We start from the raw sequence: 23,293 nt of genomic DNA, 5'->3' as shown, positions 1-23,293 counted from the left end.
GGCCGGGAGGAATCAGTCCACCGGCAGCATAACGCGGATCAGCGGGCGCGCGTAAGATTGTCGCCAGCCAGCCGCAGCGACGGCGGCGCGGTCCAGGACCAGTTCCGCTTCCAGGCGCCGACCACCAGGTTCGGGTATTCCGGCTTGCCCAGGCTGCCGTTGTAGCGGCCCAGCGCGCGGTACAGGTCGCCGCGCTCGATGTCGAGATAGTGGCGCAGGATAGTGCAGCCGTAGCGCAGATTGGTGCTGAGGTCGAACAGATTATGCCGCGGCGTGCCGATGTGGCGCGGCCAGAACGGCATCACCTGCATCAGGCCGCGGGCGCCGACGCCGGAGATCGCGTACTTGTTGAAGCCGCTTTCCACCTGGATCAGGCCCAGCACCAGCTGCGGGTCCAGCCCGGCGCGGGTGGACTCGTACTGGATGGCGGTGAGCAGGCGCTCGCGCGTCCAGGCGTCGGGAATCTTCTTTTGCAAGCGCGACGACATCTCCGCCAGCCAGGCCTGGCCCAGCCGCGGATCATCGAACACCAGCCTGGGCGCGTTGACGTCGGAAATCGAACGGCTCATCGCCGTCGCGACATTGGCCGACAGCGCCTCCTCCTTCTGCGCGCCGGCCCATGCCGGCGCATGCGCCAGCGCCAGGCACAACCACAGCGGGAGGAGGAGGCTCGTCTTCATCAGGCCAGCTTGGAGAGGACATGCTCCAGAATAGCATCGGCGGCGACGGCGGTGGCCTCGCTGTCGCGGCGGTGCTGGTACTCGACCTTGCCCTCCTTCAGGCCGCGGTCGCCGATGGTGACGCGATGCGGCGCGCCGATCAGCTCCCAGTCGGCGAACATCGCGCCCGGGCGCTCGCCGCGGTCGTCCAGCATCACGTCCACGCCGCGGGCCTGCAGATCGGCGTACAGCTTGTCGGCGGCTTCCTTCACCGCTTCGGAGCGGTCGTAGCCCACCGGGCACACCACCACCGCGAACGGGGCGATGGAGTCCGGCCAGATCATGCCCTTGTCGTCGTAGTTCTGCTCGATGGCCGCGCCCAGGATGCGGGTGACGCCGATGCCGTAGCAGCCCATCTCGAACGGCTTGGGCTTGCCGTCCTCGTCCAGGAAGGTGGCGTTCATCGCGGCCGAATACTTGGTGCCCAGGTAGAACACGTGGCCGACCTCGATGCCGCGCTGGATCGCCAGCGCGCCCTGGCCGTCAGGCGACGGGTCGCCTTCCACCACGTTGCGGATGTCGAACACCTCCGGCTCGGCGCAGTCGCGGCCGAAATTGGCGCCGGTGTAGTGCTGGTCGTCCTCGTTGGCGCCGATGACGAAATCGGCCATCTTGGCGACGGTGCGGTCGGCGATCACGCGGCCCTTGAAGCCCACCGGGCCCAGCGAGCCGGGGTTGGCGCCGAAGGCGTCGCGGATGGCGGCCGGGCTGGCGAAGGCCAGCGGGTTCTTGATGCCGGCCACTTTCTGCGCCTTCACCTCGTTCAGCTCGTGGTCGCCGCGCACCAGCATCAGCACGGCTTCGTCCTGTTCGCCTTCCACCACCACCGCCTTGACGGTCTGCTTGATGTCTATCTTCAGGAAATCCACCAGTTCGGCGATGGTCTTGACCTTGGGCGTGTGCACCTTGGCCAGCGCGGCGGACGCGGCGGGCCGCTCGCCGGCCGGGGCCACGGCTTCGGCCAGCTCGATGTTGGCCGCGTACTCCGACGTCGGACAGTAGACGATGGCGTCCTCGCCGGTGTCGGCGATCACCTGGAATTCATGCGAGCGATCGCCGCCGATGGCGCCGGTGTCGGCCGCCACCGCGCGGTAGGTCAGGCCCAGGCGGTCGAAGATGCGGCGGTAGGCGGCGTACATATTGTCGTAGCTCTTGCCGGCGTCCTCGGCGCTGCGGTCGAACGAGTACGCGTCCTTCATCGTGAACTCGCGTCCGCGCATCACGCCGAAGCGCGGACGGCGCTCGTCGCGGAACTTGGTCTGGATCTGGTAGAAGTTCTTCGGCAACGCGCGGTAGCTGCGCAGCTCGCGGCGGGCGATGTCGGTGATCACCTCCTCGGCGGTCGGCTGCAGCGCGAAGTCGCGCTCGTGGCGATCCTTGAAGCGCAGCAGCTCGGCGCCCATCGCGTCCCAGCGGCCGGTTTCCTGCCACAACTCGGCCGGCTGCACCACCGGCAGGCTCACCTCGATGCCGCCGGCGCGGTTCATTTCCTCGCGGATGATGGTCTCTACCTTGCGCACCACGCGCAGGCCCATCGGCATCCAGGAATAGATGCCGGCGGCCTGCTTGCGGATGAAGCCGGCGCGGATCATCAGCTTCTGGCTGGTGATGTCGGCGTCGGCGGGGGCTTCCTTCAGCGTGGAAATGAAAAACTGCGATGCGCGCATGATGCGTCCTTGGAAATTCGGCTAAATAGAGACGATTGTAGCGTCGTCCCCGCCCCCCGGCCAAGCGCCGCCCGGCCGCGCGCGCGGTTTTCGCCAGTTGTTGCAGTACAACAATCCTGCGCACAGCCTGCCGCGCTGTACTTGGCGGCCCCCTCGCACTGGAGTAACCTGCGCGCAGCCGAACTTTATGGCTTTTTTATTTTGCCCGCGTCATCGACAATGAGAGGGCATCCAGCCATGAACAATCCGGACCTCCGTCGCTGCGCGTTCCCTGCAGCGATGTCCAACCGTAATGGAAGCTTATGCAGGATCACAACAAAAAGGCGATGGCGGGCCTGACCCTGGCCGCTCTCGGCGTGGTCTACGGCGATATCGGCACCAGCCCGCTGTACACCTTGCGCGAGTGTTTCGTCAGCCAGAACCTCCCCACCACGCCCGACAACATCTTCGGCATTCTGTCGCTGATCTTCTGGTCGCTGATCTTCGTGGTATCGGTGAAGTACGTGGCTTTCGTGCTGCGCGCCGACAACCGCGGCGAAGGCGGCATCATGGCGCTGATGGCGCTGGCACGGCATTACACCACCCACGCGGCGCGCTGGAAGATCGTGCTGCTCGGCCTGTTCGGCGCCGCGCTGTTCTACGGCGACGCCATCATCACCCCGGCGGTGTCGGTGCTGTCCGCCGCCGAAGGCATGGAAGTCGTCTCCTCCGGCATGGAAGCCTACGTGCTGCCGATGGCGGTCGGCGTGCTGGTGGGGCTGTTCCTGCTGCAGCGCCACGGCACCGCCAGGGTCGGCCTGATGTTCGGTCCGGTGATGATGGTCTGGTTCGCCATCCTCGGCATCCTCGGCCTGCACCAGATCATCCAGCAGCCAGCGGTGCTGCAGGCGCTGAATCCCTGGCACGCGGTCACCTTCCTCAGCCAGCACGGTTTCCACGCTTTCCTGACGCTGGGCTCGGTGGTGCTGGCGCTGACCGGCGCCGAGGCGCTGTACGCCGACATGGGCCACTTCGGCAAGACGCCGATCCGCCGCGCCTGGTTCAGCCTGGTGCTGCCGGGCCTGGGGCTGAACTACTTCGGCCAGGGCGCGCTGCTGATGAGCAATCCGGCCGCGATCAAGAACCCCTTCTTCCTGCTGGCCCCGGACTGGGCGCTGCTGCCGATGATCGCGCTGGCGACCCTGGCCACGGTGATCGCGTCGCAGGCGGTGATCTCGGGCGCCTACTCGCTGACCCGCCAGGCCATCCTGCTCGGCTATTGCCCGCGCCTGGAGGTGCACCACACTTCGGACAAGGAAATCGGCCAGATCTACATGCCCTTCATCAACTGGGCGCTGCTGGTCGCCGTGCTGGTGGTGGTGCTCACCTTCAAGAATTCATCCAGCCTGGCCGCGGCCTACGGCATCGCCGTCACCGGCACCATGTTGATCACCACCATGCTGTTCTTCGTGGTGGCCCGGGTCAACTGGCGCTGGCCGCTGCCGCTGGCGCTGGGCATCACCCTGCTGTTCGGCGTGATCGACACCGCCTTCTTCGCCGCCAACGTCCACAAGGTGGCGGATGGCGGCTGGCTGCCGCTGGTGATGGGCATGGCCATCTTCACGTTGATGAGCACCTGGAAACAGGGCCGCGACATCCTGTTCAAGCGCCTGCGCGAACAAGCGCTGCCGCTGGACGATTTCATCCACAACCTCGAAGCCTACCCGCCCGCCCGGGTGGAGGGCACCGCGGTGTTCCTGACCAGCACGCTGCACGGCGTGCCGCACGCGCTGCTGCACAACCTGAAGCACAACAAGGTGCTGCACGAGCGGGTGGTGCTGATGACGGTGCGCACCGAGGACATTCCCTACGTGCCGGAGGACGAGCGGCTGGAGATCGTGCAGATGTCGGCGTCGTTCTGGCGCGTGATGGCGCGCTACGGCTTCAAGGAAGAGCCGAACGTGGTCGAGGTGCTGGACAAGTGCGCGAAGGAAGGCTTCGAAATGGAGCTGATGGACACCTCGTTCTTCCTGTCGCGGGAGACCATCGTCTCCACCGGCCATCCCGGCATGGCGCGCTGGCGCCAGAAGATTTTCCTGTGGATGAGCAAGAACGCGCTGCGCGCGACCGACTTCTTCCAGGTGCCGACCAACCGCGTGGTGGAATTGGGCGCCCAGGTCGAACTGTAAGCGCCGGCTCTGCGGCCAAAAGCAAAAGCGCGCCAAACGGCGCGCTTTTTTTCGCACTCCCCGAACTCAGCGCACCGAAGGCTGCCGCAGCCGTATCTGCGCCGACGATGACCAGGCCCGACATTGCTCGTACACCGCGCAGAAGCTGGCCAGCGCCTGGGCGATGGTCATCGGCCAGATCCGCTCCGCCAGCGGCTGCACGCCGGTCAGGATCGGCCACTCGATATTGTCGGGCGGCATCAGGTCGCGCCGCTCGGTCGCCAATAAGCGGGCGTCGGCCATCGCCAGCTCGGCCCTGTCGTCGCCCGACAGGTGCAGGCCGAAGCGCGCCTCCACCGCCGCCGTCAGCCTGTGTTGCGGCGCGGGACCGGCCTGTCCGCCCGGTCGCACCGCCTCGCCGGCATAGGCCTTGGCCGCGCCGTACAGCAAGCCCGCCAGCTTCAGCCGCGGCGGCAGGATTTCCGCCATTCTGACCGCATGCTCCGCTTCGCTGTAATACTGGCGGCAGGCGCCGCCGAAGCGGCAAAGATGCGCCAGGTGATGGGCGATATCGGCAATGTCGATATCGTCCGGCTGCGGATCTTGCACATCCAGGTAGCGTCCCGATGCCGTTTGCACGAATGCGCTCCTCATCTGCCTTCCCTCCCGCGGGGCCCGACACCGCCGCGCAACCATTCTGCCGTCACTGATTTCATCCCTGTCGCCCCTGCGTGCCGCAATTATTTTGACGCCGTCGTTGATCAAAACAAATTCAAAAGCATAAAATCAAAAAAACCAATCTGGGCAAACGTAAATATCCAGACAATTTTAAATTAGACATTTCACAAAAATAATCATGAGAAACCAATCCGGAAAAACCCTGAAAGCCACCTTCAAGACTATCCGGATTTATTTCTTTCAAAACAACAACTAACCATCCGCATATGACATAGATCATAAGAACTCAAATCTAGCACAGCAGCCTGGCCTTTTTCCAGAAAAAAACATTGAACACTGCCCGACATTCTCTCTTGGATACGCATGTCAAACCGTAAAATATTTAAATAAGAACCAATAAAAGAACCCTAAATGCAGGCAAAGAATCTCCTCAAGCCCCACTCGGTATTGCATGAATTCAAGCTCAACGCGCTGCGCAGGATACGGGACAGGAAACTGTCGATCAGCGAATTGGCCCGCATCACCGGCATCAAGCAGTCCACGCTGCACCGCGGCCTGTTCGAGGACAGGGAGCTGACTTTCAGCAACGCCCACGCGATAGGCCATGCGCTGGGCATCAATCTGGGCGGCGGCGAAACGCCCAGGATGGCGCCGGTGATCACCGGCCTCGACCAGCTGGACGCGCTCAGCGAAGGCCGCCAGCCGGTCTGGGACGAGTTCATCCTGCTGGAGCCGTCGCTGGACGACTCCGCGCTGGCCGTCGACCAGTCGCTGTTCCGCCAGCGCCTGTTCCCGCGCCGCGCGGTGGTGGTGCTGCAAACCGCCCATCCCCGGCGCGGCCGCCTGGTCTACCCCGACCATGGCGCGCTGAGCCTGGAAGACAGCGGCCGCTCCGCCATCGGCGCGGTCGCCGGCATTCTTTTCCGGAAAAACGCATGAAATCATTCAAGAATCTGGCAGGCCGCGCGCTGGCCTTCATCGATCCCATCGTGGTGCTGTCCTTTCTGATCCTGGTCGCGGCGATCGCATCCAACCTGACCTCGTATAAAGTCATTCAGGTGTTCGGCACCGAGGCCAGCCTGGGCACCTTCACCATGCCCATCATCCTGATGCTGCTCAATCCCATCGCCGAGGTATACGGCAAGAAACGCTCCAACCAGATCCTGTTCGCCACCTGCCTGGCCGAGATCCTGTTCGCGGTGTCCTTCACCGCGCTCAGCCAGTCGCAGCGCGACTGCGGCCTGCTGCCCCTGGCCGAACGCGGCCACTGCGAGGCGCTGAACCAGAGCTACGTGCTGATCAGCGAGCACATCGTGCGGGGCTCGATCTCGTTCGCGATCGGTTGCCTGATCGGCAGCCAGCTCAATACCCGCTTCCTGCTGTATCTGAAGAGCCTGTGGTCCAGCCGGCTGTATTTCATCCGCGACATTTTCTCGTCGGTAATCGGCGAAGTGGTCTATACCGCCATCTGCTTCATGATCGCCTTCTACGGCGTGTTTCCCTTCGCCACCATCCTGAAGATCTTCGCCTTCAGCCTGATGTTCAAGTTCTCGTCCACCGTGATCCTGTCCTGGATCTCGCAATACATCGTGCTGCTGCTGTACCGCTACCAGGCCTGGAGCGAGGGCGCGCCCGGCGGCCGCAAGGTCAAATTCTCCTCACGCTATCTGCAAGTATGAATAAGATCCGACTGCACTCCGTCCCCGCGCCGGCCGATGGCCGCCAAACGCCGCTGTTCGCGCTGCGCTGCAATTACGATTACAGCGGCAAGTACGCGCTGCATGAGCGCGCAGTCGAACGCGCCGCGCTCAGCGCGCTGTTCTTCGCCGACCGCATCGCGCTGCTGCCGCGCAGCCGCAACGGCGTCCGCATCGCCGAGACGCTGGCGCCGCTGCTGGGCCTGAGCCCCGACCCCGCCGCGCCCGGCGCGTTCCGGCTCCCGCTGGATCCCGACGCGCCGCTGGCCGAGCGGCTGCAACAGCTGCTGGATTTGCCGGCCCGCTTCGACGCGGACCCGCGCTTCGGCCTGTACGGCTTCTTCTGCTATGAACTGCTCCACGCCAAGCTGGGACTCAACGCCGGCCTGCTGGGCGTATTCCATGTGCCCGAGCGGCTGATCGTCGATGGCGAAGCCGTAGACTGCCTGCTGGACCCGGCCGACGCGGGCGGCGAAAGCTGGCCGCTGGCGCTGGGTCCGATGCTGGGCGCCGACGACTTCGCCGCCGGCCGCGGCCTGCCCTACGAGCGGATGTACGCCATCGCCTCCCGGCGCATCGCGGACGGCGCGCTGCGTTCGGTCAACCCCAGCTTCGCGATCCAACGCCCCTGCGCGCGCGACGCCTACCGGATCCACCAGGATCTGCTGGCGCGCAATCCCGCCCCCTACAACCTGTACTTCGACGGCGGCGACTTCCAGCTGGCCGGCTCCTCGCCGGCGATGTTCCTGCGCCTGCGCGGCGGCCGGCTTGCCACCAGTCCGATCTGCGGCACCATCGCGCGCGGCCGCGGCGAGGCGGAAGACGAAGCGCAGGTGGCAACATTGCTGGCGTCCGACAAGGACAGATTCGAACTGGAGGAATGCGTGCGCGCCGACATGCAGGCCAAGGAGGCCAGCTGCGAGGACATCCGCGTCGACATCGAACGGGAGGTAGAGCGCTTCGCCAACGTGTTCCACACCTCGGCCAGCGTCAGCGCGAGGCTGAAGCCCGGAAAGACCCTGGCCGACGCGATCTGCGACCACTTGTGGCCCGCCACTGTCGTCGGCACGCCCGTCGACGCCGCCGCACGGCTGCTCGCCGAACACGAAAGCCGCCGCTGGTACGCCGGAGCCTTCGGCTACCTGTGCGCCAACGAGGTGGAGCTGGGCACCATGATCCGCACCGCGCTGCTGGCGGACGGCATGGCGACCACCCGGGTGGGCAGCACGCTGAGCGCGCGCTCCAGCCCGCAGTTGGAGCAGAGCGAACTGGAAGCCAAGGCTTCGCTGATCCTGGGTGTATTGTGAGCGCCCTCACCATCGAAGACATCGACGCCGACGCGATCACGATACGGCTGGTCAACACCGCCAAGACTTATCTCGTCCCGCTGGACCGGGTAATCCGCTTGCAATGCCTGCAGGGCCTGCCGCGGGACGAGATCCTGCTGGCCGGGGTGGTGGCCGGCAAGGTGGCGCGCAGGCGCCCCGCCCTGCTGGCGCAGTACGATTTCTCGGATGTCGCCGTCTGCGGCGATTTCCGGCCGCAGCACGTGGTGTTCGACCGCAGCGTCGGTTTCGTCGCCGGCGGCGAAACCCGGGTCGACCTGCCGTTCCGCGAACTGCTGGGCAATCTGGACGCGATCTCGCGGCTCAGCGACGAGGCGGCGTTCTACCTGGGCTTCAGCTACGCGCTGTTCGCGCTGCCGGGCGAAGAACTGTCCTTCGGCGATCATCCCCGCCCCTACCTGAAGCTGAAATAGCCGCTCAGAAGCCCAGGCCGCTGTCGGCCTGGGCGCGCCGCCAGTCGAACCAGGGACCGGGATCGGTCTTGCGCCCCGGCGCGATGTGCTCGTGGCCGGCGATCGCGGACAAGGGCAGCGCGCGGCGCAGTTCGCGCGACAATGCCGCCAGCGTCCGGTACTGCGCCTCGCTAAACGGCTCGAAGTCGCAGCCCTCCATCTCCACGCCGATGGAAAAATCATTGCACTTCTCGCGCCCCCGCCAGTTGGACACCCCGGCGTGCCAGGCGCGTTTGCCCACCGGCACGAACTGCAGCAACTGGCCATCGCGGCGGATGAAGAAGTGCGACGACACCCGCAATTGCTGTATCCCCTTGTAATAGGGGTGCTCATCGGGGTCCAGCTGGTTGGAAAACAGCTGCTCTACGCCCGCGCCGCCGTAACGGTAAGGCGGCAGGCTGATGTTATGGATCACCAGCAGCTCCGGCGCGCAGCCTGGGCTGCGCTCGTCGCAGTTGGGCGACGGCAGCTGCCGCGCGCCCTGCACCCAGCCGTCGGCGCCAAGGGTCAAAGCCGGCGGCGCGGCCGGACGATAAACCAGCCGCCACAAGGCCAGGCCGTCGGTGGTGTTCCAGCGCTGCTCCAGCACGAAGCCGGCCTTGTGGTACAGCGCGATCGCCGCCCGGTTGACCTCGGCGGTGTCCACGCTGACGCTGTCCTCGCCCTGCAGCGCGCGGTTCAGCAAGCGGTAGCCCCAGCCCTGCTGCAGATGCGCCGGATCCACCACCGTGCGTTCGATGTGCATGCCGCCGTCGGAACGGCGGGAGGTCACCAGCAGGCCGCGCAGCTCATCCCTTTCGAAGGCGGCCAGTATCCGGTCCCGACAAGAACGCAACGCCGCAAGATCAGGCCACATCACCGGCAGCTTCGGATAATTCAGCCACTCCACCTCCAGCCGGTGCGCGTCCAGCTGCAGCCGCAGGGCCCGCCGCGTCAGCGCGGCGTCGTCCCGCGCCAGCTCCCTCACTTCAAACGGCACTTCCATTTCATCTCCCCGTCATCTTCCGGTCGGATCATCTCGTACAATTCCGGCTTGTGTTCCATCGCGCAAAGCGGTATCAAGAACTTGCGCCGCGCGTCGCGCAGGCGGAAGCGCCGCTGTCCGCTTGAGGCGCATCATGTCCACGGCCCTGGCATGGCGACACAATCATGCCAGAACCCACGCAGGAGACCATCTTCATGCTCACACTCGACACCCTGGGCAAAGCCGGCGCCGCGCCCAGCTTCGAACAACCGCTGGAAATGCTGCAGGCCTGTCACGACAAGATCCGCCGCTTTTGCGATCAGCTGGACAAGCTGCCCCCCTACATCGAGGAGCACGGCGTCGACGAGGCGGCGCGCAATACCATAGACGACGTAGTGCGCTACTTCGACGTCGCCGGCCCCGCCCATCATACGGATGAGGAAGAGGAACTGTTCCCGCTGATCGATGAACGCGTCCCCACCGCCTCTTCCCGGCTGGAGCAGCTGTCGGCCGAACATGGCTACCTGCACTCCTGCTGGAACGCCATCCGCGACGATCTGGTCGCGCTGCGCGACGGCCGCATCAAGCAGATCAGCCGCAACGAGCTGCAGGAGTTCGCCCGCCAGTACCGCGAGCACGCGGCCGCCGAAGAGGCCTGGCTGTTCCCCACCGCCGCCAGCGCGCTGAGCCCGGAAGAGCTGCGCCAGGCAGGCGCCAACATGGCCCGGCGCCGCCAGGACGCCTGAGCCCCGCCCGGCAAGCAAAACGGGTTGCCCGCTTCCGCCGGCAACCCGTCGCCATGTCCCAGAGCCGGCCGCGCTCAGGCGGTCAGCTTCAACAGCTGGGCGAAAGCGTCTTCGAACAGTTTCAGGCCGTCCTGCTGCAGTTTCTCGCCGGCGGCGGCCAGGTCGATGCCGGTGGCCTCCACTTCGGCCAGCAGCGCCTGGGCCGCGTCCATGTCCACAGGCAGCGTCAGCGCGGCCTCGCCATGATCGCGGAAGGCGGCCATGGTCGCGTCCGGCACGGTGTTGACGGTTTCGTCGCCGATCAGGCTCTCCACGTACAGCACGTCGCGGTAAGCCGGGTTCTTGGTGCCGGTGGACGCCCACAGCAGGAACTGCGGACGGGCGCCGGCGGCGCGCAGCTTGGCGAACGCCTCGCCATGGAAGCGCTCCTGATAGCGCGCGTAAGCGGCTTTGGACAGCGCGATCGCCACCTTGCCCTGGTGCGGCTCGGCCACTTGCGGATCCAGCAGGCTGTCTACTCGCGACAGGAAGAAGCTGGCCACCGCCTTGACGCCGGCCACCGGCTGGCCGTCGGCCAGGCGCGCGGACAGGCCGGCAATGTAGGCATCCCACACCGCCTCCACTTGCGGCAGCGAGAACAGCAGCGTGATGTTGACGTTGACGCCTTCGCGGGTCAGCGCCTGGAAGGCGCGGATGCCTTCGGCGGTGGCGGGGATCTTGATCATCGCGTTGGCGCGGCCGATCTCGGCCCACAGCCGGCGGGCGGCGGCCAGGGTGCCGGCCTCGTCGCGCGACAGTTCCGGCGACACCTCCAGGCTGACGTAGCCGTCGTTGCCCTGGCTGGCTTCGTACTGCGGCAGCAACAGGTCGCAGGCGGCCTGGATGTCCGCCACCACCAGCTTCTCGTAACGCGCCTCGGCGGACAGCGAAGCGTCTTGCTTCAGCACGGCCAATTCGCCCTGGTAGCTGGCGTCGGAGCTGATCGCCTTATAGAAGATGGCCGGATTGGAGGTCACGCCGGCAATGCCGTCGTCGGCCAGCAGGCGGGCCAGCTCGCCGGAGGCGATCAGTTCACGGGACAGGTTGTCCAGCCAGATGCGCTGGCCGAAGGGACGGATGGCTTGCAAACGGTTCATGGTGAGGCGTCCGGATATTGCTTGAAGTAAAGAATCCATCCTACCCCGACGGGGCCGCCGCGCCAAGGGGATAGACGCGGCGCTTTGCGCTGGCTCAGGCGGCCTGGCTGTCGTTGCGGCGCTCGCGCGGGAACACCACGCTGAAGGTGCTGCCCTTGTCCGGCTCGCTCTTGATTTCCAGCCTGGCATGGTGGCGCGCCAGCACGTGCTTGACGATGGCCAGTCCCAGCCCGGTGCCGCCGCTGCCGCGGGAGCGGCCGCGGTCGACGCGGTAGAAGCGTTCGGTCAGCCGAGGAATGTGCTCGCGCGGAATGCCGATGCCGGTGTCGGCGACGGAGAAGCGCAGCTGCTCGCCCTCCTCCTGCCAGGACAGCGTGATGCTGCCGCCCTCCGGCGTATAGCGCACCGCGTTGGACACCAGGTTGCCGAACGCGGAGTGCAGCTCCTGGCCGCTGCCCCACAGCCCGGCGTCGCAGCAGCGCGCCAGCTTGACCTGGTGCCGGCCCTGGGACAGGCCCTCGGCCTCCACCATCAGCGTGTCCAGCATCACCCGCATGTCCACCAACTCGGAATTGACCGCCTTGGGGCTGTTCTCCAGCCGCGACAGCGTCAACAGATCCTCGACCAGGCTCTGCATCCGCCGCGACTGCTCCATCATCATCGGCAGGAACTGGCGCAGCGTGCGCTCGTCCACCTCGGGCATGTCCGACAGCGTCTCCAGAAAGCCGCCGACCACGGTCAGCGGCGTGCGCAATTCGTGCGACACGTTGGCGACGAAGTCGCGGTGCACGGTCTGCACCCGCTCCAGCTGGGTGATGTCGCGGGTCAGCAGCAGCTTGCGCGTGGAGTCGAAGGGCACCAGCTGCAGCGAGATCACCAGTTCGCGCGGCTGGCTGAAGCTCAGCGTCAGCGGCTGGCTGAAGCTGGCGTTCTTCATATAGGTGTGGAAGGCCGGCTGGCGAATCAGGTTGAGGATCTGGTTGCCGACATCGCGCTTGCGGTCCAGGCCCAGATGCTCGACCGCCATCGGGTTCACCCATTCGATGCGGTCATGCTCGTCCAGCACCACCACGCCGTCCGGCATCGCCTCGCCGGCGTTGATGAAGCGCTCTAGCGCGTGGGTCAGCTTCTTCTTGCTCTGGCTCTGGTTGCGCATGGTACGGTACAAGGTCATGAACACCGAGTGCCAGACGCCGAAGCCGTCCGGCACCCGCTCGGGCACCGGATGGCGCAGCCAGCGCAGCATCAGCGCGATGTGGTAGAGGTTGAAGGCCAGCCAGACGCCCAGCGAGATGGTCAGCACCAACAGCGCGTCGGTCGCCGACGACAGCGCCCAGAAGCCGGCGCTGACGATCAGGATGGCCGCCAGCCACAGCGCGGTGCGTTGCAGGAGTTCTCGCATTACTGCTGGACGGAGAAGCGGTAGCCGGTGCCGCGCACGGTCTGGATCAGACCGTCGTGCTGCGTGCCTTCCAGCGCGCTGCGCAGGCGGCGGATATGCACGTCCACGGTGCGCTCCTCGACGAAGACGTGGTCGCCCCACACCTGGTCGAGCAGCTGGGCGCGGGAGTGGACGCGCTCCGGATGGGTCATGAAGAAGTGCAGCAGGCGGAATTCGGTGGGGCCGAGCTCGATCACGCTGCCGTTGCCGGTGACGCGGTGGGTCACCGGGTCCAGCCGCAGGCCCTGCACGTCGACCGCGTCGTCGGTCATCTGCGGCGCGCGGCGGCGCAGCACCGCCTTGATGCGGGCCAGGAGCTCGCGCGGCGAGAACGGCTTGGTGATGTAGTCGTCGGCGCCGGTCTCCAGGCCGGCGACCTTGTCCTGCTCGTCGGAACGGGCAGTCAGCATGATGATGGGGATGTGGCGGGTCCGCTCGTCGGCGCGCAGGCGCTTGGCGACGTCGATGCCGCTGGCGCCGGGGAGCATCCAGTCCAGCAGCACCAGATCGGGCAAGGCGTTCCTCACCAGCGTCAGCGCCGCTTCCGCGGTGCCGGCGCGCAGCACATGGTGGCCGGCCTGGGCCAGGTTGAAGGCGATCAGCTCCTGAATCGCCGGTTCGTCTTCGACAAGCAGAATATTGGCGGCCATGTGGCTATCCTCGGGTTTGATTTTGCGGCAAGCATACAAACGCCAGATGACACTAATATGACATGTCTTGGAAAGTTCCCGCGGCGGGATTTTCCCGCAAAGCGCCCCCGCGCGCCAGACCCCAAAAAAAACGGGCCTGCCGATTGGGCAGACCCGGAATGGTCGTCGTCAAAAACGTTGATCTGACAAGAGACCAGGGACAAAGAGATCACCAGGACAGTCTCAAATGAGGGGGTCGAGCGACTCGCTCATCCGCAACCAATCTTGGAGAGGAGCAAACGGCGGGACGTGCCGCTTGTTCCAGATACGGGCTGCATTCTACGTAGCAATCCCGCTACGCAGGCCACGCAAGAATAGGATTTTCTTCCATTTCACTTTATTATCTATCTTTATTCCGTCATATTTCCTTCGATTCGAAACATGGATAGATTCGACCGCAAAATCCTCGCTGCGCTGCACGAAAATGCCAGAATCAGCTTCGCCGAACTGGCGCGGCGGGTGAACCTGTCGGCGCCGGCGGTGGCCGACCGGGTGGCCAAATTGGAGCAGTCCGGCGTGATCACCGGCTACCACGCCCGCATCGACCCCAACCGCGTCGGCCTGCCGATTTCCTGCCTGATCGAATTGACAGTCAAGCACCTGGAGTACTACGTGGTGATAGACGAGATCCGCAAGACGCCCGAAGTGATAGAGTGCGCGTCCATCACCGGCACCAGCGGCCTGATGATACGGGTGGCGGTGGACACCATGCCGGCGCTGCAGGCGCTGATCGCGCGGCTGATGCAGTTCGGCGACACCAAGACCTCGATCATCATCGACATGCCGGTGCCGCCGCGCATGCCCGCGCTGCAGGAAGACGAATGAAAAAACGGCCGGGGCCCAGAGGGCGCCGGCCGGAACAGAGAACAACTCTCCCTTACAGCGTCGCGGCTCAACCTGCCACGTGCTTGACGAAGCGCAGCATGTTGCAGGTGTAGCCGTACTCGTTGTCGTACCAGGCCACCACCTTGATGAAGGTCTTGTCCAGCGCGATGCCGGCGTCGGCGTCGAAAGTGGACGGCGCGGTGTTGCCGACGAAGTCGGTCGACACCACTTTTTCATCGGTGTAGCCCAGCACGCCCTTCAGTTCGCCTTCGGACGCGGCCTTCATCGCCTTGCAGATGTCGGCGTAGTCGGCTTCCTTCTCCAGCTCCACGGTCAAGTCGACCACGGACACGTCGGAAGTCGGCACGCGGAAGGCCATGCCGGTCAGCTTCTTGTTCAGTTCCGGAATCACCTTGCCCACGGCCTTGGCGGCGCCGGTGGACGAAGGGATGATGTTTTCCAGGATGCCGCGGCCGCCGCGCCAGTCCTTGGAGGACGGGCCGTCCACGGTCTTCTGGGTGGCGGTGGCGGCGTGCACGGTGCTCATCAGGCCGCGCTTGATGCCCCAGTTGTCGTGCAGCACCTTGGCCACCGGGGCCAGACAGTTGGTGGTGCAGGAAGCGGCGGAGACGATGGTTTCGCCGGCGTATTTGTCATGGTTGACGCCATAGACGAACATCGGCGTGTCGTCCTTGGACGGCGCCGACTGCACCACTTTCTTGGCGCCGGCGTCGATGTGCTTCTGGCAGCCTTCCTTGGTCAGGAAGAAGCCGGTGCAGTCGATGACGATCTCGGCGTTCACCTCGTTCCACTTCAGATTGGCCGGGTCTTTCTCCGCGGTCAGGCGGATGGTCTTGCCGTTGACCACCAGGCTGCCGCCCTCGACCTTCACATCGCCCTGGAAGCGGCCGTGCACCGAGTCGTACTTCAGCATGTAGGCCAGGTATTCCGGATCCAGCAGGTCGTTGATGCCGACCACTTCCAGCTCGGGGAAATCCTTGGCGATCGCGCGGAACACCATGCGACCGATACGACCGAAACCGTTGATACCGACTTTGATAGCCATGATGAAGTCTCCTTGTCAGCTTGTGACAGCTCAATGAACGATTCGATGGTCTGGACATCGCCACCGAAAAATGCGAATTCCGCGGACGGAGCCTGCCGCCGCCGGACGCGGATGGAACGCCGCGCCAAACGAAAACAGCGCAGGCCGTATCCCGCCCTGCGCTGTCACTTTCCTCTGATTTGCGCTTGTAATCAACACGCTACATCAAGTGTTTGCTATTTTCCCCGCCTCATCCTTGCAAAACCGCGGCGTACGGCGCGGCGTCGACTTGCAGCACCACGTGCAGCAGGCTGGAGGACACCGCGGTGACGCCGCTGGCGCCCAGCGCCTGCAGCGCGGCCTGGTCGACCAGCGCGGCGTCGGCCACCTCCACCCGCAGCCGGCTGCCGGCCACCGCCTCGATCTTGCGCACATTGCCGGCACCGCCCAGCGCGGCCAGCCAGCGCGCCTTGTCGATGCTGGCGCCACCGGCCGCCGCCGCGGACGCCAGCGTCTCGGCCACAGCCGAAACGGCCGCTTGCGGCTCGGCGGCGGCGTTGCCCAGCGCGCCGCGGATCTCGTCGGCGATCAGGTCCGCCTCCGGTCCCAGCACCACCTGCACGCTGCCGGCGGCCGGCTTGATCAGGCCGCGCGAGCCCAGCGCCTTCAGCGCGGCCTCGTTGACCTTTTCATTGCTGGCCACCTGCAGGCGCAGGCGGGTGGTGCAGGCGTCCACCGACTTCAGGTTGGCGGCGCCGCCCAGCGCATCGATGAAGGCGCGCGCGCGGCTAGTGCCGGCTTTGACCTCGGCGACCGTCACGGCGGCATCCTCGCGGCCCGGCGTCTTCAGATCGAACTTGCGGATGAAGAACACGAACAGCGCATAGTAGACGGCGAAGTAGACCGCGCCCACCGGCAGCAGCAGCAGCGGCTTGGTGGCGATACCATAGTTGATGACATAGTCGAACAGGCCGGCGGAGAAGCCGAAGCCCAGCTTCACGCCCAGCATCTGCATGACGGCCATGGAAACGCCGGTCAGCACCGCGTGGATGCCGTAGAGCACCGGGGCCAGGAACATGAAGGCGAACTCCACCGGCTCGGTGACGCCGGTCAGCATCGCGGTCAGGGCCATGGAGAACAGCAGGCCGCCGACGGCGGCGCGGTTCTCCGGCTTGGCGGTGCGGTACATCGCCAGGCAGGCGGCCGGCAGGCCGAACATCATCACCGGGAACATGCCGGCCATGAACATGCCGGCCGTCTTGTCGCCGGCGAAGAAGCGGGTCAGGTCGCCATGCACCACCTTGCCGGCGGCGTTGGTGAAATCGCCGACCTGGAACCACACGATATTGTTCAGGATATGGTGCAGGCCGGTGACGATCAGGATGCGGTTGAGCACGCCGTAGAAGAACACGCCCACCTCGCCGGTGGCGATCAGCCACTTGCCCACGGCGTCGATGCCATGCTGCACCGGCGGCCAGGCATAGCCGAGGACCGCCCCGAGCACCAGCATGCCGAAGCCGGTGACGATGGGCACGAAGCGCTTGCCGCCGAAGAAGGCCAGGTAGCTGGGCAGCTTGATGTCCTTGTAGCGGTTGTACAGATAGCCCGCGATCAGACCGGACAGGATGCCGGACAGCACGCCCATATTGATCTTGTCGTCGATCACTTTCAGCACCGCGGTCAGCACCAGGTAGCCGATGGCGCCGGCCAGGCCGGAAGTGCCGTTGCCATCCTTGGCGAAGCCGACCGCCACGCCGATGGCGAAGATCAGAGCCAGATTGCCGAAGATGGCGTCGCCCGCCTGCGCCATGAACTTGATGTCCAACAGGTCGGGCTGGCCCAGACGCAGCAACAGGCCGGCCACCGGCAGCACGGCGATCGGCAGCATCAGGGCGCGCCCCAGTTGCTGGATGCCTGCAAACTTGTTAAGAGTACTCACAACATATCTCCCAGGTTAATTCTGGTGCCGTCTTGTCCGATGGCGGCTCCCCAGCACTTCTCACCGACGCCCGCCGTCATACGCCGGGCCACAGTTCCGTCACCCTGCCGCGCACCGCCTGCGGCGATCCCAGCGCCAGCAGCCGCAGCGCCTCTTCCTCGCAATGCCGGCGCGACAGCCCGCGCACCAGGCTCTTCACTTCCGGCACCAGGCGCGGGCTGACCGACAGCTCGGCGACGCCCAGGCCGATCAGCACCGGCACCGCCTGCGGGTCCGACGCCATCGCGCCGCACACGCCCACCCATTTGCCATACTTTTTCGCGCCTTCCACCGTGATGGCGATCAGACGCAGCAGGCCGGGATGCATGGAGTCGATGCGCGCGGCCAGCGTGGCGTTGCAGCGGTCCATCGCCAGCGTGTACTGGGTCAGGTCGTTGCTGCCGATGGACAGGAAATCGGCGTGCTTCGCCAATTGGTCGGCCAGCAGCGCCGCCGACGGCACCTCCACCATCACGCCCAGCTGCGGCCGCTCGGAAAGACTCATTTCGCCGGCCAGCTGCTCGATGCGCTCCCGTAGCCGGATCAGCTCGCCGACGTCGGTGATCATCGGCACCAGGATGCGCAGCCGCGACAGCGGCTTCACCGCCAGCAGCGCGCGCAGCTGGGCATCCAGCATGTCCGGATAGGCGAAGCCGGTGCGGATGCCGCGCAGCCCCAGCGCCGGGTTCGGTTCCAGCGGCAGTTGCAGGTAAGGCACCTCCTTGTCGCCGCCCACGTCCAGCGTGCGGATGATGGCGTGGCGGCCGTCCAACGCGTCCAGCACCGCTTGGTAGGCGGCAGTCTGCTCGGCCTCGGTCGGCGCGTCGCGGCGGTCGATGAACAGGAACTCGGTGCGCAGCAGGCCCACCGCGTCGGCGCCGTGGGCGACGCCCTCGCGCGCGTCGTCGGCGTTGGCGATGTTGACTGCCACCTCGATCGCCACGCCATCCACGGTGATGGCCGGCGCGTTGGCCGACGCCTGCATCGCGCGGCGCCTCGCCGCCAGCTTGTCGATCTCGGCGCGGGCGGCGGCCAGGTCGGACGGGGTGGGCTGGGGATTGGCGAGGCCGGCGCGCGCGTCCAGCACCAGGGTCTGGCCTGGCTGCAGCGCCAGCGCCGACGGGCCGCAGGCCACCAGCGCCGGGATGCCCAGCGCCCGCGCCAGGATGGCGACATGGCCGCTGGCGCCGCCGGCGGCGGTGACGATGCCGGCCACCTTGCCGGGCGGCAGCCGCGTCAGTTCGGACGGCGCCAGGTCCTCGGCCACCAGGATGGAGTCGTCGAACAGCTCCGGTCCCTGCTCCGGCTCGCCGTACAGCGCCACCAGCACCTGGCGCTCGATGTCTTTCAGATCGGCCACCCGCTCGGCCAGCAATGGGTTGCCCAGGCCGGCCAGCACCGCGCACTGGGCGCGCACCGCGCGGCGAAAGCCGAAGCCGGCGCCGCGGCCGGCGGCGATGTCGGCTTCGGCGGCGGACAGCAGCTCGGGGTCGTCCAGCAAGGCCAGGTGGGCGGCGAAGATGTCGCTTTCCGCCGTGGCGCCGCGGCGCAGCGCCGCGTCGATGCCGGACGAAATGGCGTCCCGCACCCGGCGGAGCGCCGCCGCCAGCGCGGCGCGCTCGGCAGCCTCGCCCGCGCCCTGTTCGGGCAGCGGCATCTCGAAAGCGTCCAGCCGCACCGCGCGGCCGATGGCCAGGCCCGGCGCGGCGGCCACGCCGGCGAGATATCCGGCGACCGGTTCGCGGGCCTCAGCCGGCGCCACGGCGGCATGGCCGGCTTCGCTGCGGGTTTGCAACGCCTCGATCACGTCGGCCAGCGCCGCGTCGGCGTCATGGCCGCTGGCGATGACTGCGACGCGGTCGTCCTCCGCCACGCCCAGCCCCATCAGCGCCACCACGCTGCGGGCGTTGGCCCGCTTGCCGGCAAATTCGATGAACACCTCGGCCTCGCGCCGCTTGGCCGCCTGCTGCACCAGCGCCGACGGCCGCGCGTGCAGGCCGCCCTCGTGGCGCACCGTGGCCTCGCCGCGGCGCTCCGGGCCGCCGGCGGACTCGCGAGGGGAGACGGCCTCGCGAGCCGCCAGGGTCAGGAAGTGCGAACGGCCCGCTTCGAGCAGGCCTTCGGCACGGCGGGGAAAACGGAATTGCTCGGAATTGGCGATGACCACCATGGTCTGCAGCGACGGCGCCCGGCGCGCCACCGCGTCCAGGTCCACTTCGATCAGCGGCTGGCCAGCCGTCACCTTGTCGCCGACGGCGACCAGCGGACGGAAGCCGCGGCCCTCCAGCTTGACGGTGTCGATGCCGATGTGGATCAGCACCTCGGCGCCGTTGTCGGCGGCGAGGGTCAGCGCGTGGCCGGTGCGGGCCAGCTGGGCCACCGCGCCGCTACAGGGCGCCAGCAGCGTCGGCGACAAGGGCTCGATGGCCAGGCCATCTCCCATCATCAGGCCGGCGAACACTGGGTCCGGCACGCGGTCGAGAGCGATCGCCGGCCCGGAGAACGGCGCCAGCAGTTCGAGCGTAGTGGTCATCGAACATCCTTATTCTGTCGATTCTGTTATCGGCCGGCCGCGTTTCGCGGCCGCCCCGGCGGTCTGCGCCGCCTGTCTGTTCATCCGGTCAACGGGTGCGGGTCACCTTGGACAGATGGCGCGGCAGGTCCGGATTCAGGCCGCGCGCCTCGGACAGGCGGGCCGCCATCAGATAAAAGCTCTGGATCGCCAGCAGCGGGTCCAGCGCCTCGTCGTCGGCCACCGCCAGCGTCAGGTCGCGGCTGGACACATTGTCCGGCGCGGCCAGCAGCACGCGCGCGCCGCGGCCGCGCATTTCCTCGGCCAGATCGATCAGGCCCTGCTGTTCCGGACCGCGCGGCGCGAACACCAGCAGCGGGTAGCCGTCGTCGATCAGCGCCATCGGCCCGTGCTTGATCTCGGCGCCGGAGAAGGCCTCGGCCTGGATGGCGCAGGTCTCCTTGAATTTCAGCGCCGCCTCCAGCGCCACGGCGAAGCCCAGGCCGCGGCCGACCACCATGATGCGCTCCGCCGGCTTCAGCACGTCGATCGCGGCCGACCAGTCCTGGCCGGCTGCGTCCTGCAGCCGCTGCGGCAGGTTGGCCAGCGCGGCCAGCAGCTTCTCGTCGGCCTGCCAGTGGGCGACCAGGCGCGCGACGGCGGACAGCGCGGTGATGTAGCTCTTGGTGGCGGCGACGCTCTTCTCCTCGCCGGCGCACAGCGGCACCGCCCAGTCGCAGCACTCGGCCAGCGGCGACTGCTGCTTGTTGACCAGCGCCACGGTGTGGGCGCCGGCGGCGGACAAGGCCTTCATGGTGTCCACCAGGTCCGGGCTCTGGCCGGATTGCGACAAGGCGACGGCCAACTGGCCGTCCACCGCCAGCGGCGACTGGTGCAGGGTGACCAGCGACATCGGCAGCGACACCACCGGGATGCCCAGCCGCTGCATCACCAGATAAGCGAAATAGCTGGCGGCGTGGTCGGAGCTGCCGCGGGCGACAGTGAGCGCCAGGCGCGGGCGGATGCGGGCCAGCTCGCGCCCCAGCGCGGCCAGGCCCTCATCGGCGTACATGTGTTGCGCGGCGACCGCTTCGGCGGAATACAGCGCTTCCTCAAGCATCAACGAGGCCAATTTCTTCTCCCTCAACATAGACTTGCTGCAGATTCAGTTCGGCATCCAGCACCGCGATGTCGGCCCAGGCCCCGGCCTCTAGCCGGCCGCGGTCGGCCAGCCCCAGATAATCGGCCGGGTACAGCGACAGGCGGTTGGAGGCGTCGGCCAGCGGCAGGCCGATGGACACCAGGTTGCGCAGCGCCTGATCCATGGTCAGCGTGCTGCCGGCCAGCGTGCCGTCGGCCAGGCGCACCCCGCCCATGCACTTGGTGACCGCGTGCGAACCCAGCTTGTACTGTCCGTCGGGCATGCCGGCGGCGGCGGTGGAGTCGGTGACGCAATAGAGGCGCGGGATCGCGCGCAACGCGGTGCGGATGGCGCCGGGATGGACGTGGAGCAAATCGGGAATCAGCTCGGCGTACTCGGCATGCGCCAGCGCCGCGCCCACCATGCCCGGCTCGCGGTGATGCAGGCCGGTCATGGCGTTGAAGAGATGGGTGAAGCCGGACGCGCCCTGCTCCAGCGCGGCCACCGCCTGCTCGTAGCTGCCGAGGGTGTGGCCCATCTGCATCCTGACGCCCTGGGCGCTCAGCGTGCGGATGATGTCGAGGTGCCCCGGGATTTCCGGCGCCAGCGTGATCAGCGAGATCGGCGCCAGCGCGCGGTAGCCGTCTATCTGCGCCATCGCCGCCTGACAGGCGTCGTCGGGCTGGGCGCCCAGTTTGCCGGGATTGATGTACGGACCTTCCAGGTGCACGCCCAGCACGCGGCTGCCGCCCGGCGCCCGCTCCCGGCTGCAGCGGCCGATGTCGGCCAGCACGCGGGAAATCTCCTCCGGCGGCGCGGTCATCGTGGTGGCCAGCAGGGAGGTGGTGCCGAAGCGGGCGTGCAGCCGGGCCACATGGTTGACGGCGGCGCCGCCCTCCATGATGTCCACGCCGCCGCCGCCGTGCACGTGCAGATCGATGAAGCCGGGCAGGATGTAGCGCTCGGGCTGGCGGCCCGACGCCAGCCGGGCGTCTATCGCGGCGATGCGGCCGTCGGCCGCCAGGCGCACTGCGCCGTCCATCCAGCCGGAAGCGGTCAGGATGCGGCCCTGCAAGGTCTGCGTTTCAGTCATCGTTTCAGTTCTGCTACGAAATCGTAATAATCGTTGCGGCAATAGGTGTCGGTCAGCTCGATCGCCACATTGTCGGCGTTGAAGCCGATGCGGGTGATCAGCAGCATCGCCTCGCCGGGACGGATGCCCGCAAGCTGGGCCACGTCCCCGGAAGCGTTCACCGCCCGGATGTGCTGCAGCGCCCGCACCACCGAATGCCCGGTCGCGTCCAGATGGGCGTACAGCGAAGTGCCCACCGCCTGCGGGTCGGGCAGATACGCGACCGGCATCGTGCTCATTTCTATCGCCATCACCACGCCGTCGGCGAGGCGCTGGCGCTTCAGCCGCGCCACCATCGAGGTCGGCGACAGCCCCAGCTTGATCACTTCCTCATTGCTGGGCGGGAATACCCCGCGCTCCAGCCACACCGACGACGGCACGAAGCCGCGCAGCCTCAGCTGCTCGGTGAAGCCGGTCAACCGCGACAGCGGCTGCTCCAGCCTGGGCGTGATGAAGGTGCCCGATCCCTGGCGCCGGCGGATCATGCCCTGCTCCAGCAACACGTCCATCGCCTTGCGCGCGGTCACCCGCGAGATGCCCAGCTCTTCCGAAAACGTCCGCTCCGACGGCAGCGCCTCGTCCGCCTGCCACCAGCCGGCGTTGATCGCGTCGGCCAGCTTGCGCGACAGCTGCAGATACAGCGGAGTGCTCAGGTTTTCATCCGGTTTCAATGCTTGCCAGCGGTTTTCCATGGTCGTCCGAAAGTGGTCTGAAAACCGCAGTGTAAGCCCAGTCCGCCGACGCCGGTATCCCGCCGCGGGACAGCCTGATCGTAATTGTCCCGCTACAGCCCGAACGGTAATACCACATTAATACCACGTCAATACCAATTATCAGCCCTCCGCCAATTTGCGCATGGCGCATGGCAACAAAGCGACAACCGCGCGGGAAAGCGGTGGCGGAAAGATGCCGGGTATGGCTGGGACCGAATGGCCAGGTCAAGAAATCAACGATTTCTGCAAAAATCGGAATTTTCCG

General features: G+C 66.7%; 20 protein-coding genes and 1 pseudogene. 7 read left to right on the top strand and 14 right to left on the bottom strand.

Translation table 11 applies throughout. The features are described 5' to 3' along the window. Positions 1–38: 38 nt before the first annotated feature. On the bottom strand, positions 39–680 hold the full coding sequence (locus CV_RS02815; protein ID WP_011134130.1) for a lytic transglycosylase domain-containing protein: 642 nt from the start codon (positions 678–680) through the stop codon (positions 39–41). Next, positions 680–2,386 carry a proline--tRNA ligase gene (locus CV_RS02810; protein ID WP_011134129.1) on the bottom strand — a complete coding sequence of 569 codons (1,707 nt, stop codon included), beginning with the start codon at positions 2,384–2,386 and terminating at the stop codon, positions 680–682. The genes CV_RS02815 and CV_RS02810 overlap by 1 nt, the downstream gene beginning before the upstream one ends. Positions 2,387–2,688: 302 nt before the next feature. On the opposite strand from CV_RS02810, the gene kup reads away from it, so the two are divergent. Next, the gene (gene kup / locus CV_RS02805) at positions 2,689–4,554 is read left to right on the top strand and encodes a low affinity potassium transporter Kup (RefSeq protein WP_011134128.1); all 1,866 of its coding nucleotides are present in this window, start codon (positions 2,689–2,691) and stop codon (positions 4,552–4,554) included. A gap of 66 nt (positions 4,555–4,620) precedes the next feature. On the opposite strand, the gene CV_RS02800 is transcribed toward kup, so the two are convergent. Beyond that, positions 4,621–5,172, bottom strand: coding sequence for a phosphohydrolase (locus CV_RS02800; RefSeq protein WP_131825731.1), 552 nt, complete (start codon positions 5,170–5,172; stop codon positions 4,621–4,623). Between the two features lie 450 nt (positions 5,173–5,622). On the opposite strand from CV_RS02800, the gene CV_RS02795 reads away from it, so the two are divergent. From CV_RS02795 to CV_RS02780, 4 genes are read left to right on the top strand one after another with little or no spacing between them, the layout of a single operon-like run. Continuing rightward, positions 5,623–6,150: a helix-turn-helix domain-containing protein gene (locus CV_RS02795; RefSeq protein ID WP_011134125.1), complete on the top strand. Its 528-nt coding sequence runs from the start codon at positions 5,623–5,625 to the stop codon at positions 6,148–6,150. Further along, positions 6,147–6,890, top strand: coding sequence for a queuosine precursor transporter (locus tag CV_RS02790; RefSeq protein WP_011134124.1), 744 nt, complete (start codon positions 6,147–6,149; stop codon positions 6,888–6,890). The genes CV_RS02795 and CV_RS02790 overlap by 4 nt, the downstream gene beginning before the upstream one ends. Continuing rightward, positions 6,887–8,215: a chorismate-binding protein gene (locus CV_RS02785; protein ID WP_011134123.1), complete on the top strand. Its 1,329-nt coding sequence runs from the start codon at positions 6,887–6,889 to the stop codon at positions 8,213–8,215. The genes CV_RS02790 and CV_RS02785 overlap by 4 nt, the downstream gene beginning before the upstream one ends. Continuing rightward, positions 8,212–8,667: a hypothetical protein gene (locus tag CV_RS02780; RefSeq protein ID WP_011134122.1), complete on the top strand. Its 456-nt coding sequence runs from the start codon at positions 8,212–8,214 to the stop codon at positions 8,665–8,667. Before CV_RS02785 ends, CV_RS02780 begins: the two co-directional genes overlap by 4 nt. Before the next feature lie 4 nt (positions 8,668–8,671). Here the strand turns inward: CV_RS02780 and ampD are convergent, their stop codons facing one another. Together ampD and CV_RS24015 are read right to left on the bottom strand one after the other, a co-directional pair. Then, complete coding sequence (gene ampD / locus CV_RS24020; protein ID WP_011134121.1) at positions 8,672–9,217, bottom strand: 1,6-anhydro-N-acetylmuramyl-L-alanine amidase AmpD; 546 nt, start codon at positions 9,215–9,217, stop codon at positions 8,672–8,674. A gap of 54 nt (positions 9,218–9,271) precedes the next feature. Beyond that, positions 9,272–9,562 (bottom strand): annotated as a pseudogene (locus tag CV_RS24015) (GNAT family N-acetyltransferase); the annotation flags it as partial. Positions 9,563–9,885: 323 nt separating this feature from the next. Here CV_RS24015 and CV_RS02770 point away from each other — a divergent pair. Then, on the top strand, positions 9,886–10,416 hold the full coding sequence (locus CV_RS02770; protein ID WP_011134120.1) for a hemerythrin domain-containing protein: 531 nt from the start codon (positions 9,886–9,888) through the stop codon (positions 10,414–10,416). Positions 10,417–10,490: 74 nt separating this feature from the next. Here the strand turns inward: CV_RS02770 and tal are convergent, their stop codons facing one another. The 3 genes from tal to phoB form a co-directional block, all read right to left on the bottom strand. Next, the gene (tal, locus tag CV_RS02765) at positions 10,491–11,552 is read right to left on the bottom strand and encodes a transaldolase (RefSeq protein WP_011134119.1); all 1,062 of its coding nucleotides are present in this window, start codon (positions 11,550–11,552) and stop codon (positions 10,491–10,493) included. A gap of 94 nt (positions 11,553–11,646) precedes the next feature. Then, positions 11,647–12,954 carry a phosphate regulon sensor histidine kinase PhoR gene (gene phoR, locus CV_RS02760; RefSeq protein ID WP_011134118.1) on the bottom strand — a complete coding sequence of 436 codons (1,308 nt, stop codon included), beginning with the start codon at positions 12,952–12,954 and terminating at the stop codon, positions 11,647–11,649. Beyond that, on the bottom strand, positions 12,954–13,643 hold the full coding sequence (gene phoB, locus CV_RS02755) for a phosphate regulon transcriptional regulator PhoB (RefSeq protein ID WP_011134117.1): 690 nt from the start codon (positions 13,641–13,643) through the stop codon (positions 12,954–12,956). The genes phoR and phoB overlap by 1 nt, the downstream gene beginning before the upstream one ends. A 420-nt stretch (positions 13,644–14,063) precedes the next feature. On the opposite strand from phoB, the gene CV_RS02750 reads away from it, so the two are divergent. Further along, complete coding sequence (locus CV_RS02750; protein ID WP_011134116.1) at positions 14,064–14,507, top strand: Lrp/AsnC family transcriptional regulator; 444 nt, start codon at positions 14,064–14,066, stop codon at positions 14,505–14,507. Between the two features lie 67 nt (positions 14,508–14,574). On the opposite strand, the gene gap is transcribed toward CV_RS02750, so the two are convergent. From gap to CV_RS02720, 6 genes are all read right to left on the bottom strand, one after another. Then, complete coding sequence (gene gap, locus CV_RS02745) at positions 14,575–15,573, bottom strand: type I glyceraldehyde-3-phosphate dehydrogenase (RefSeq protein ID WP_011134115.1); 999 nt, start codon at positions 15,571–15,573, stop codon at positions 14,575–14,577. A gap of 229 nt (positions 15,574–15,802) precedes the next feature. Beyond that, positions 15,803–17,491, bottom strand: coding sequence for an N-acetylglucosamine-specific PTS transporter subunit IIBC (gene nagE, locus CV_RS02740; RefSeq protein ID WP_011134114.1), 1,689 nt, complete (start codon positions 17,489–17,491; stop codon positions 15,803–15,805). A gap of 76 nt (positions 17,492–17,567) precedes the next feature. Beyond that, positions 17,568–20,063 carry a phosphoenolpyruvate--protein phosphotransferase gene (gene ptsP / locus CV_RS02735; protein ID WP_011134113.1) on the bottom strand — a complete coding sequence of 832 codons (2,496 nt, stop codon included), beginning with the start codon at positions 20,061–20,063 and terminating at the stop codon, positions 17,568–17,570. 88 nt (positions 20,064–20,151) lie between these two features. Next, a complete protein-coding gene (locus CV_RS02730) occupies positions 20,152–21,174 on the bottom strand; it encodes an SIS domain-containing protein (protein WP_223938101.1) in 1,023 nt (340 codons plus the stop codon). Then, entirely contained in the window at positions 21,155–22,276 is a 1,122-nt protein-coding gene (gene nagA, locus CV_RS02725; protein ID WP_011134111.1) for an N-acetylglucosamine-6-phosphate deacetylase, read from the bottom strand. The genes CV_RS02730 and nagA overlap by 20 nt, the downstream gene beginning before the upstream one ends. Continuing rightward, on the bottom strand, positions 22,273–23,007 hold the full coding sequence (locus CV_RS02720) for a GntR family transcriptional regulator (protein WP_011134110.1): 735 nt from the start codon (positions 23,005–23,007) through the stop codon (positions 22,273–22,275). Before CV_RS02720 ends, nagA begins: the two co-directional genes overlap by 4 nt. Positions 23,008–23,293 lie beyond the last annotated feature (286 nt).

It is taken from the genome of Chromobacterium violaceum ATCC 12472 (genome assembly GCF_000007705.1).
In the GTDB taxonomy this organism is placed as follows: domain Bacteria; phylum Pseudomonadota; class Gammaproteobacteria; order Burkholderiales; family Chromobacteriaceae; genus Chromobacterium; species Chromobacterium violaceum.
The sequence above is the reverse complement of the archived record's forward strand: the minus strand, read 5'-3'. Positions and strand labels throughout refer to the sequence as shown.

Excerpts from the sequence above, each read along its gene's own strand:
- CV_RS02770 (WP_011134120.1), top strand. The coding sequence starts at position 9,886 with ATGCTCACACTCGACACCCTGGGCAAAGCCGGCGCCGCGCCCAGCTTC.
- ptsP (WP_011134113.1), bottom strand. The coding sequence starts at position 20,063 with ATGACCACTACGCTCGAACTGCTGGCGCCGTTCTCCGGGCCGGCGATC.
- gap (WP_011134115.1), bottom strand. The coding sequence starts at position 15,573 with ATGGCTATCAAAGTCGGTATCAACGGTTTCGGTCGTATCGGTCGCATG.
- CV_RS02750 (WP_011134116.1), top strand. The coding sequence starts at position 14,064 with ATGGATAGATTCGACCGCAAAATCCTCGCTGCGCTGCACGAAAATGCC.
- CV_RS02815 (WP_011134130.1), bottom strand. The coding sequence starts at position 680 with ATGAAGACGAGCCTCCTCCTCCCGCTGTGGTTGTGCCTGGCGCTGGCG.
- phoR (WP_011134118.1), bottom strand. The coding sequence starts at position 12,954 with ATGCGAGAACTCCTGCAACGCACCGCGCTGTGGCTGGCGGCCATCCTG.
- CV_RS02790 (WP_011134124.1), top strand. The coding sequence starts at position 6,147 with ATGAAATCATTCAAGAATCTGGCAGGCCGCGCGCTGGCCTTCATCGAT.
- kup (WP_011134128.1), top strand. The coding sequence starts at position 2,689 with ATGCAGGATCACAACAAAAAGGCGATGGCGGGCCTGACCCTGGCCGCT.
- CV_RS02720 (WP_011134110.1), bottom strand. The coding sequence starts at position 23,007 with ATGGAAAACCGCTGGCAAGCATTGAAACCGGATGAAAACCTGAGCACT.
- CV_RS02810 (WP_011134129.1), bottom strand. The coding sequence starts at position 2,386 with ATGCGCGCATCGCAGTTTTTCATTTCCACGCTGAAGGAAGCCCCCGCC.
- phoB (WP_011134117.1), bottom strand. The coding sequence starts at position 13,643 with ATGGCCGCCAATATTCTGCTTGTCGAAGACGAACCGGCGATTCAGGAG.
- tal (WP_011134119.1), bottom strand. The coding sequence starts at position 11,552 with ATGAACCGTTTGCAAGCCATCCGTCCCTTCGGCCAGCGCATCTGGCTG.
- CV_RS02795 (WP_011134125.1), top strand. The coding sequence starts at position 5,623 with ATGCAGGCAAAGAATCTCCTCAAGCCCCACTCGGTATTGCATGAATTC.
- CV_RS02785 (WP_011134123.1), top strand. The coding sequence starts at position 6,887 with ATGAATAAGATCCGACTGCACTCCGTCCCCGCGCCGGCCGATGGCCGC.
- nagA (WP_011134111.1), bottom strand. The coding sequence starts at position 22,276 with ATGACTGAAACGCAGACCTTGCAGGGCCGCATCCTGACCGCTTCCGGC.